Here is an 11,649-nt window from a genome sequence, read left to right as displayed (position 1 = left end):
TGAAATGATTCTCACGATTGATGAGAAATACCTATATTTGCACCCGTGACTTCAAACCCCGAACAACACGACAAACGAAATTTCTTCTACAATATTATTGAAGGAGCCCTCTGGGTAACAGGTGCGTTACTTATTTCTCCGCAGACAGTCATGCCGGCGTTAATCACGCGGTTGGGTGGCGGAAATCTTGAAGTCGGAGTGTTGGGCGTCGTGCTGTTCGTTCCCTTGTTCCTGCCACAAATTTTTTCTGCACGGTATGCACAATCAGTTGCTTGGAAAAAACCTGTTGTTGTCGGTTACGGAATTGCACAGCGGGGCGCGGTCTTCATCAACACACTCGTCGTGTTTTTCCTCAGCGCGTCTCACCCGACATTAGTGTTATGGCTTTTTCTTTCCCTCTTTGCCATTAATCAACTCATTCTCGGAATTGTTACCCCGTGGTGGTTTGATTTTTACGTGAAGTTGACTCCGTTACAACGTCGCGGGCGACTTACCGGTTTTCGTAACGCTCTCGCCGGCGGACTATCCATTCTGAGCGGAATGTACCTGACATGGCTTCTCACAACGTTTGATTTTCCACTGAACTATTCTCTCGCATTTGCGACAACATTTTTCTTGCAGATGGTTGCTATTGCGTTTCAATTTCAGATTATCGAAGCATACCCAAGCAACGTTCTTCCACGGAAATCAGTGCGGGAATATTTTACTCAACTCAAAAGCATCCTGCAAGAAAACAAGCCGTTCCAACAATTTCTCTGGACATCTGCGTTCTTGATTCTCGCAACCATGCCGATGAGTTTCTTCACCGTCTATGCGCTCAAGGAATTTCACGCAAGCGATAGTATGGTCGGAACATTCACAATGATAACGGTCGGCGGACAAATCATCGGCGCACTCGTGAACGGCTACTTAGCCGACCATTTCGGAAACAAAGCCGCGCTTATTTCCGCATCACTCTCATTTTTCTCTGCAACACTCCTGGCATTGTTCGCTCCCTCTATCGAGTGGTTCAGCGTCATCTTTGTGTTCATGGGAATTTTTATCGGCTCGGAAGTGATGACACGCTACAATCTCGCCATTGAGTACGGGCCAAACGAACAACGCGCCACCTACATCGGCTTGATGAACACGCTTCTCGCTCCTCTCTATCTTTCAGGATTACTCGGCGGCGTCATCAGCGATATGTTCGGACATCAAACCCTGTTCGCACTTGGGCTGACATTTTCGGTGATTGGAATTACGATGTTAATCGTGAAGGTAAAGGAACCAAGGAAGGTGGAATAATACAATTTCTCTCGTTGTCTAACTCTATCATCGAACTGCTTTTCTAACAGCAATTTACTATCAAACAAGAAAGCCCATCGTTTTGGTTAGACAACGATGGGCTTTCTGTTACAGTTGGAAATACTGTGTACTTTTCCTCAATACTTATTTCACCAGCATCATCTTCTTTGTGCTGACGAAATTTCTTTCACCGACGTATTCATCATCATCTGTCGAAGCGGTCACGTTGATACGGTAATAATAAATTCCGGATGGGAGTGATGAAGCATCAAACTCATAATATTGGGTGCCGGCATCAAGTAGTTCGTTGTTCAACAGTGTTACGATTTCTTTCCCCAGCATATCATAGATCGTCAAGTTCACGAAGCCATCAACCGGCAAATCAAACGATAACGTTGTTGCCGGGTTAAACGGATTCGGATAATTCTGATGCAAGGAGAATGCTTCAGGAATTTCGTTGTTGAAAATATTCTCTAACGAACGGTCATCGGTATAGATAGTCGGTTCGATGCTTGGATTCGGTCGTAAGAATGCGACATCTGCAACTGAGCGGAAGCCCTTCAGAGTTGTTTTAACTGCAAACTGTGTAGAATCAATATCCCCATTGAACGCAAGATTCAGTTTTCGTATTGTCGTGTCAAGGTTATTATAAACAGAAGTATCAACGTTCTTCCAGTATGTTAAGAATGTATCTGCACGCATACCAATTTGTTTAATCATCAACCCGCTAAGAGGATTGTCAACTTCTTCGTAGACTAATTCTCCGAAGCCGACCGGTGTGACTGCAAGCGCACTCGCCCAAATATTGAACTTCAGTGCAAGCACTTCAGCCATCAATCTATTATTGTGCTTGCTTGGCGGAAGTTTCTTTTGCTTATTTACAATCTGACCGATGCCGTTGGTAAAGCCTCGCGGCGCGCCGGTGTGCAAACCCCTTTTATCGAACATGGTATTCATCAAGTCTGCGCTCTTACGAATATCAACCCATCCGTATTTCTTTGCATCGGCAGATGATTGAGGAATGCCCGCAATCAAACCATACGAAATAATCTGCCCGTTGCTCATGACTTCGTCGCGAGCGTTTGCCGCGTTCGGCATCGGCAGGGTTGTTGTAAAGAATGCCGCCTTCATCGGTCCTTCACTTCTCTTGACGGAGATGTTCACATCATTATACAACCACCACCATTTGTTGATTTTAATTCGGCATGGTGTAACAGCGGAGAATCCGCTCACCTGAATTGTTACACCCGTGTCAATATCGGGACCAATAAATTTGTAGTCCTGAGCATTCTGACCTAAGTCCTGAATCTCCGTAAACGGTTCAATGGTTGTGAATTGAGTAACGACATTGTTGAATTCAACATAGATACCGTTCGCAACACGCCCGGAGTTGTTTTTGAAATTGAATGCAAAGCGGAATCCGTTACACTTTTTTCTGCTGATTGCTTTTTTGATTGTCAAATCAACAGGAGTAAATGTGCGATATGTTCCTGTATCGGAGGAAGTAATACTTGCAAAATCAAGACCGGATGTATCTTTCCCAGCTGTCAGGTTCAGTACATACGAACCGGATGCAGGAGTAACCATTGTCCATGTTGAACTGAGCGCCGGAGAGATCGTATACGTTGATGCCTGTAAATTCGACAATGTATATGTTCCACCGATTTCCGTAGTTGTGCTTGTAGTGTATGATGGATTGGAAGCGACGGCGTTTACCGTAACGTTCGACATTCCTAATTCATTCGCGTCTTTCACTCCGTTCGAGTTTGCATCGAAAAAGATGATTCCACTGATGTTAGAACCAAGTACAGTAAATGTAAATGGTTGTGAAGTAACATTTGCCGGCGCCGGGTTATACACCGTCACGGGAAGAGTTCCGAGATTCAACACATCTGTACTATTGATGTCGGCTTCCAATTGTGTGGGACTGACGTAGCGAGTTGTTCGTGCCGAGCCGTTGAGTTTAACAATCGAATTCGGATTGAAACTCTTTCCCGTTACAGTCATCGTGAATGCCCCGGTTCCAATGTATCGTTCGGACGGGTCAATGCTGATGATTTGCGGTAACGCAGCAACGGTGAATGGAACCGATGCTGATGTTGTGGAATTTCCTCCGGCATCCGTTGCAACCGCGTACACCGTATGATTACCATCGGAAAGCAACGGAGATTCTAACGTCCATGTGCCAACTCCGTCCGCGATAACCGTGCCACGAAGAGTGCCATCAACATACACTGCAACAGTTGCATCCGGTTCAGTTGTTCCGCTGGTTTCCGGTGTGTTGTCATCTGTTATTTCACCGGAAGTCGGCTTTGTAACAGAAACGTTCGGAGGTGTGCTATCAACGGTCAACGCCTGACTGGCTGTACCTGTATTATTGGTTGCATCTGTCGCACTTGCATTGATAATGTATGTGCTATCAGCCAACACAAAGGGCCAGTTGATTGACCAAGCATGGTCGGTAACTGTCGTTGTTCCTTGCTGTCCGTTCAATGAAATTGTTACCACTGTTCCATTCGGTTCTGAGCAGGTTCCTGAAATTGTCGGCGTGTTATCATTCGTTGTACGGAAACTGCCGCCATCAATTGTCACTGTCGGCGGGACTGCATCTACGGTAAATGTTCGCGTTGGAGTGAACGCGGCATTGCCCGCATCATCGTTCGCACGGGCATACACATTGTGATTCCCTTCCGTCAATGTCGGACTTGTAATACTCCAATATCCTGTGTTGTTTGCTGTTACTGTTCCGATAAGAACTCCGTCAACATATACCTTCACTGTTGCGCTTGGTTCTGCAGTACCTTCAATCAAAGGAGTATTATCATTGATTTTACTTCCTGCAATTGGAGAAGAGATGTCAACTGCAGGCGCTGTTGCATCGAGCGTTAGCGGTTGTGCGGTTGTTGCAGAATTTCCGGCAACATCGGTTACGCTTGCATTGACAACGTATGTTCCCGTTGAAAGAGAAACGGGCCAATTAATTGTCCATGTTCCGCCTGATGCTGTTGCAGTTCGTGTTGTTCCGTTAACGATAATGGTAATTGTTGTACCGGTCGGTTCTGATGTTGAACCGGAAATTGTCGGAGTATTGTCATTGGTAAAAATGGGATTGCCATTGTTGATGACAACCGTTGGAAGACTTGAGTCAACGGTAAATGTTTTTGTCGGAGAAGTCCCGACATTGCCTGAACCATCTGTTGCGGTGGCATAGACATTATGATTTCCATCAGTTAATGCGGGGCTGACGATTCCCCAATTCCCAACGCCATCCGCAGTTACAGTTCCGATTAGGACACCATCAACATATACTTTTACCGTGCTTGCAGGTTCGGCAGTTCCGGAAATGATGGGAGTATTATCCGCTAATGTACTGCCGCTTGTCGGCGCAGAAATAGCAACGGCAGGCGCGGTTCTGTCAATTGTTACTGTTTGAGATGTTGCTGTTGAATTTCCTGCCAAGTCAGTAACCTGTGCTGCAACAATGTATGAACCATCAGCCAATGTCGCGGGCCAATCAATAAACCATGAACCGCCGGACATCGGTGTTACATTTGTTTGTCCATTGAGCGTCACGCTCACGTTTGTCCCATTCGGTTCCGAACTTGTTCCGGGAATGCGCGGCGTGTTATCATTCGTTACAATTGCATTTCCGCTGTTGATGACAATTGCCGGGGGAATTGAATCAATCGTAAATGTTACGGTTGGGCTAGAGCCGATATTTCCTGCCGGGTCGGTCGAGGTAGCAGAGACGGTATGATTTCCATCTGCAAGAGTCGGACTTGTATAAGTCCACGCGCCCGAACCGTTTGCAGGAACAGTATCAACCGGAACGCCATCAACAAAAACAATGACCTGACTTCCCGGCTCTGATGTTCCGGTCACAGTCGGTGTATTATCATTTGTTGCGCCGCCGTTGGTTGGTGAAGTAATCGTTACGACAGGAACAGTAATATCAACTATGAGAGATTGTGAAGCCGTTGCAGTATTTCCGGTTCCATCGGTAACAGATGCTGTAACAGGATATGTTGCATCAGAAAGAGTTGTGGGCCAATCAATACTCCATGTTCCGCCGGATGCTGTGGTGGTAAATGTTTGTCCATTGATGGTAACAGAAATTGTCGTGCCGTTTGGTTCCGAAGTTGTTCCCGTGATGGTCGGTGTTTGGTCATTGGTATACACAGAAGAACCGCCATTGATTGTTATGGTAGGCAGAACCGTATCTATTGTAACTGTCACAGATGCCACAGAAGAATTTCCGACTACGTCCGTTCCCGTCGCTGTAATGGTATGAGGACCATCGCTTAACAATGGTGAAGTTGTACTCCAATCTCCATTGTTATCCGCAATGACAGTATCAATCGGAGTTCCATCAACTGCAATAACTACCGTAATTCCGGGTTCGGTATTTCCTGAGAAAATAACCGGCGTGTTATCATTCGTCGCGCTTCCGTTTGCAGGACTGTCAATAGTAACGGTCGGCGCGGTTGTATCAATTGTTAATGTTTGTGTATCGGTTGCAGTCAGAGTCAGATACGTTACACTTGCCGAGACAGGATAATTTCCATCTGCGAGATTCGTCCACGTGATAGACCATGTCCCGCCTGATTGAACTGTTGTAGTATTTGTGACACCGTTAATTGTAATTGAGACGGTTGTTCCTGCCGGTGTGTTTGATGTTCCTGTAATTGTTGGTGTATTATCGTTCGTGCGAATCGGGTTTCCGTTATTGATGGTAACAGTCGGCGCTGTGCCTGCAACCGTAAACGAATTTGTCGAAGATGTTCCGACGTTTCCTGCATTATCGGTTGCAGTCGCCTGAACGGTATGGACTCCATCAACAAGAGTTGAAGAAGTGAAACTCCACGTACCTGAACCATTCACAGAAATTGTCGTTGCAAGACTGCCATCAATGTATAAGCGAACAGTTGTTCCCGTTGCGGCAGTTCCGGTTATGAGCGGCGTGTTGTCGGTTGTTGTTGAACCATTTGTCGGAGAAGTAATTGCGACAGATGGCGCGGTTGCATCAACAATGATATTCTTACTCGTGGAGACTGAATTTCCAGCCGCATCGGTGACGCTTGCTGAGACAGGATATGTTGCATCAGATAACGTTGTGGGCCAATCAATCGTCCATGTTCCGGCGGATGCAGTGGTTGTAAAGGTTTCACTGTTTAACGTAATGGAAATCGTAGTACCGTTCGGTTCGGATGTTGTACCACTGATGGTTGGCGTTCTGTCATTGGTAATAATAGTGGCTCCGCCATTAATCGTAATCGTCGGAACGACTGTATCAACAGTAAAGGTTGAACTGACTGTTGATGTATTTCCCACAACATCGGTTGCAGTTGCCGAAACCGTATGTGAGCCATCGCTTAATGTAGGTGATGTTGTACTCCAATCGCCGTTGTTATCTGCTGTAACTGTATCAACCGGAGTTCCGTCAACTTTGACAATAACAGTTACGCCGGGCTCAGTACTTCCAGAAGCAATCAATGGCGTGTTATCATTTGTTGAACTTCCGTTCGCCGGACTATCAATTGTTACGGTCGGTGCGGCAGTATCAATTGTTAATGTTTGTGTATCGGTTCCTGTCTGACTTAAATACGTTACACTTGCGGTCATCGGGTAATTACCGTCTGCAAGATTCGTCCACGTAATAGACCATGTTCCGTTTGCCTGAACAGTCGTTGTATTGGTTGTTCCGTTGATAGTTAAGGAAACAGTTGTCCCCGCCGGAGTGTTGGAGGTTCCGGTAATTGTCGGAGTATTATCGTTCGTTTGAATCGGACTTCCGTTGTTGATAGTAACTGTCGGTGAAACAGAAGAAACGGTAAACGTATTCGTTGAAGATGTTCCGACATTTCCTGCATTATCGGTAGCGGTTGCCTGAACTGTATGAGAACCATCGGTAAGTGTTGCGGAAGTATAACTCCACGTTCCCGAACCATTCACAGGAATTGTTGTAACTAAGTTTCCATCAACATACACACGTACGGTTGTTCCTGTTTCTGCGGTACCGTTAATCAATGGAGTATTATCGCTCGTCGTTGAGCCGTTCGTGGGGGAACTGATTGCAACCGAAGGAGCGGTGCCGTCAACAAGTATGCTTTGATTTGCTGATGCAGAGTTTCCAGCTGCATCGGTGACACTTGCGGTTGTCGGATATGTTCCGTCAGATAAAGTTGTGGGCCAATTGATTGTCCACGTTCCGCCGGATGCAGTCGTAGTAAATGTTTGACTGTTGAGCGTAATAGAAATCGTTGTCCCGTTTGCCTCGGAAGTCGTTCCGCTGATGGTTGGGGTTCTGTCATTTGTTGTTACAGAAGCGCCACCGGTAATCGTAATCGTTGGAACAGTCGTATCAACTGTGAAGGTCGAACTTGCTGTTGAAGTATTTCCGACAACATCAGTTGCTGTTGCGGAGACTGTATGTGAGCCATCGCCAAGTGTCGGTGAAGTCGTACTCCAGTCGCCATTGTTGTCTGCTGTGACAGTATCAACAGGTGTTCCGTCAACTGAGACCACGACACTTACGCCGGGTTCCGTATTTCCCGAAGCAATCAACGGCGTGTTATCGTTTGTTGCACTTCCGTTTGCGGGGCTATCAACCGTAACTGCCGGCGCGGCAGTATCAATTGTTAATGTCTGCGTATCGGTTGCAGTCTGACTTGCGTACGTCACGCTTGCAGTAACAGGATAATTTCCATCGCTTAATGTCGTTGGCCAATTGATCGACCATGTTCCACCTGATTGAACCGTTGTTGTATTTGTCGAACCATTGATGGTAACAGAAACTGTTGTTCCTGCCGGAGTATTCGATGTTCCTGTTATCGTTGGCGTGTTATCGTTTGTTCGAATCGGGTTGCCGCTGTTGATTGTAATAGTCGGTGCAGTTCCGAATACGGTAAATGTATTCGTAGCAGATGTTCCGAGATTCCCCGCGTTATCTGTCGCCGTAGCCGAGACAGTATGTGAACCGTCAACAAGTGTTGCAGAAGTGTAACTCCACGTGCCTGAACCGTTCACAGAAATTGTTGTGACAAGACTTGCATCAACATACACACGAACAGTTGTTCCAGTCTCTGCTGTTCCGGTCAACAGCGGAGTGTTATCGCTTGTTGTTGAACCGTTCGCAGGCGATGTAACTGCGACCGAAGGCGCTGTTGCATCAACTGTTAAACTCACGGAAGTTGAAGCGGTATTTCCCGCCGCATCAATCACCGATGCAGAAACAAGATACGTCCCTTCAGCGAGTGCAGGAGACCAATTACTAATTGACCACGAACCGCCGCTCATTGTTGTTGTGTTTGTTTGTCCGTTTATCGTTACGCTTATTGTCGTCCCGTTCGGTTCCGAAGATGTTCCGGGAATTGCCGGTGTTACATCGTTCGTTATGATTGCATTTCCATTGTTGATTTGAATCGTCGGTGCAACGGTATCAACAGTAAATGTAATTGTGGGACTCGTTGTTGTAGTACCCGATGGTTCTGTTGCAGTAACGACAACGGAATGAGAACCATCTAATAACGGTGCGCTTGTTGTGCTCCAGTTCCCGCTTCCATCGCCAATTAATGTTGCAACTAAGTTTCCATCAACATACACTTTCACCGTATTGCCCGGGTCGGTAGTACCGGAGATGAGCGGTGTGTTATCATTCGTTGTTTGACCATTTGTCGGCGCTGTAACTGTTAATGCTGGAGGTGTTGTATCAATTGAAAGTTGTTGAGTTGCGGATGCAGAATTTCCAGCCAAGTCAGCAACACTTGCTGTAACCGTATATGTTGCTTCTGCCAATGTTACGGGCCAATCTAACGTATATGTTCCACCGGAAACAGTGGTCGTATTCGTTTGCCCGTTGATTGTAATCGAAATTGTTCTACCATTCGGTTCAGAACTTGTTCCGCTTATTGTCGGAGTTGTATCGGTCGTAAGTCGTGAGGCGCCACCGTTGATTGTAATTGTTGGTGCAACGGTATCAATTGTAAAAGTCTTTGAGGTCGCCGTTCCTACATTTCCCGCGGCATCGGTTGCAGTAGCAGAAACCGTGTGCGAACCGTCGCTCAACGGGTCAGTTGTGTAACTCCAAACACCGGAACCGGGGACAGTCATCGTTGTATCCAACACACCATCAATAGAAACACGTACAACGCTTCCTGCTTCGGCAGTACCTGTTACGAGAACTGTATTATCATTGGTTGTGCTTCCGTTGGTTGGTGTGCTGATTGCAACAGCCGGTGCAGTAGTATCAATTGTTAACGGCTGAGAGGTTGATGAAGAATTTCCTGCCGCATCTGTCACTGATGCGCTTGCAGTGTACGAACCTTGTGATAGTGTTGTGGACCAATTGATTGTCCACGTTCCGCTACTTACCGTCGTTGTATTTGTTTGACCGTTGACAGTAATCGAAACAGTTGTTCCGTTTGGTTCTGAACACGTACCGGAAATCGTTGGTGTTTGGTCATTCGTAATGATCGGATTGCCGTTGTTAATGACAATCGTCGGCGGAGTCATATCAACTGTAAATGAATTGACTGAAGAAGTCGCGAGATTTCCCGCTGCATCTGTTGCAGTTGCATAAACTGAGTGCGCGCCTTCTGCAAGTATTCCGCTTGTGTAACTCCATGTTCCAAGCGGAGTCGAAGTAATGGTTGAGACTAACGTATTGTCAATATAAACTCTGACGGTGCTGTTCGCTTCAACAGTTCCGGTCACGAGCGGAGTGTTATCTGTTGTTGAACTTCCGTTTGTCGGTGAAGAAACTGCAACTGCGGGTGCCGTCGTATCAATTGTAATTGATTGAGTATCGGTTCCAGTTCCTTCTGCGGTGACACTTGCATTAACCGTATGCGTCGTATTAGAAAGTGCGGTCGTCCATGTAAGCGTCCATGTCCCACCACTCTGCACAGTCGCTGTTTGAGAAATACCATTGATTGTAACGGTAACAACGGAACCGGTGTTTGCATTGGTCGTTCCTGAAATGGTCGGGGTGTTATCGTTTGTTAGAACACTTTCCCCTCCACTGATTGTAATTTGCGGAGTCCCTCGAACCGGACCAACAGTAATAGCATTTGAAGTATCCTTGGTTAGAACATTTTTTTGAACATCCGTTCCGCTACTGTATGCACCGGGATTAAGAGTTAATGTCGAACCGTACTGTGAAACCGTTGGCGTTACCGAAACGCGAATCGTTGCCGAAACACTAACTCCGGGTTGAATCGTACCGGGATTCCACGACACTACTTGCCCGTTTGTAACTATTGTTCCAGTCGTTGTTGAAGAACTAACAATAGTAACACCCGAAGGAATTGTATCATACACCAATGTGCCGGACAACGCGTTCGCCCCTGTTGCGACTAACGATAACGTCAGATTATATGTCGATGTCTGTCCGGTAGTCGGAGGATTCGAACCCGAAATTAGCGAGGAGCTTTTTGTCAGTATTGGAATTGACGGTGAAGAAAAATAAACTGTAGCAAGTCCTGTGAATGAAACAGTATTTCCTGTCATATAATCTTTATTGATGACAGAAAGATTACCCGCAGTCGAAGTTCCATAAAATAATTGAACCGGTGTCGAGGCAGTAATAGATGGAACACGTTGCGTTATTCTTGATAACGGGACTTGAAAATCAACATAGAAATGCCCGCTACCATCGCTTATTGTTCGAGCGCCTGTACTTATGCCGGTAAACGGATATGTGTAAATAATACTTGTTTGCGAACCGTCTCCATTTGCAATATATACTTCATCAACGGAAGCAGATTTACCATTCACACCTATAACGGCTGTTTGGGTCCCGCCAACTCCTACAACAACCGAATATGCAAAACTCTTGAAGCCACCATGACTTGCATCGCTCGGGTCGTCATGAATTCTTAGTCTGAAGAATACATTCTTTCCATCGTATGCCAAATACACTGAAGGTAATGAACCGACGCCACTCGTCGCGCCGCTTGATATATCAGCATAGCCGGGATTCTGGTCTCCATCATCGTCTTTTATTTGGGAACCATCTGCCTTATGGTAAATGGAAAAACTGCTGTTGCTTGGCCACGCCGCGGCTGTATCACCAAGCGGACTGTTTCCGGCAAGCGAGAAATTGAAAAAAACAAAAAATGAAAAAATTACAAGAAGAGAACGTAATAATGTTCTCTTCAAACTGTTGTTTCTGAATTGCGACATAATATTCATAATGTACCTTTTATTAAAATCCTAAAAGGGTCAAACTGCCTTTCAATATACTTAAAAAAGATTGATGATGTCAAGAAATGGAATCATCAAAAGACAGTTTTCCATCAGACTAATTGGCAATTAATATGCCACGCTAAATAAGGGAAACGCAATTCATTTTTAAATTATTTTAAT

At 45.8% G+C, this 11,649-nt stretch carries 2 protein-coding genes; one reads left to right on the top strand and one right to left on the bottom strand.

The features are described 5' to 3' along the window. Nucleotides 1–45 precede the first annotated feature (45 nt). The gene (locus tag HY960_13915; GenBank protein MBI5216844.1) at nt 46–1,284 is read left to right on the top strand and encodes an MFS transporter; all 1,239 of its coding nucleotides are present in this window, start codon (nt 46–48) and stop codon (nt 1,282–1,284) included. Between the two features lie 144 nt (nt 1,285–1,428). On the opposite strand, the gene HY960_13910 is transcribed toward HY960_13915, so the two are convergent. Then, nucleotides 1,429–11,475: an Ig-like domain repeat protein gene (locus tag HY960_13910; protein MBI5216843.1), complete on the bottom strand. Its 10,047-nt coding sequence runs from the start codon at nt 11,473–11,475 to the stop codon at nt 1,429–1,431. Nucleotides 11,476–11,649 lie beyond the last annotated feature (174 nt).

The organism is Ignavibacteriota bacterium (assembly GCA_016212665.1).
Lineage (GTDB): Bacteria > Bacteroidota > Ignavibacteria > UBA10030 > SZUA-254 > FW602-bin19.
The sequence above is the reverse complement of the archived record's forward strand: the minus strand, read 5'-3'. Positions and strand labels throughout refer to the sequence as shown.

Coding starts and splice junctions, on each gene's coding strand:
- HY960_13910 (MBI5216843.1), bottom strand. CDS start 11,475: ATGAATATTATGTCGCAATTCAGAAACAACAGTTTGAAGAGAACATTA.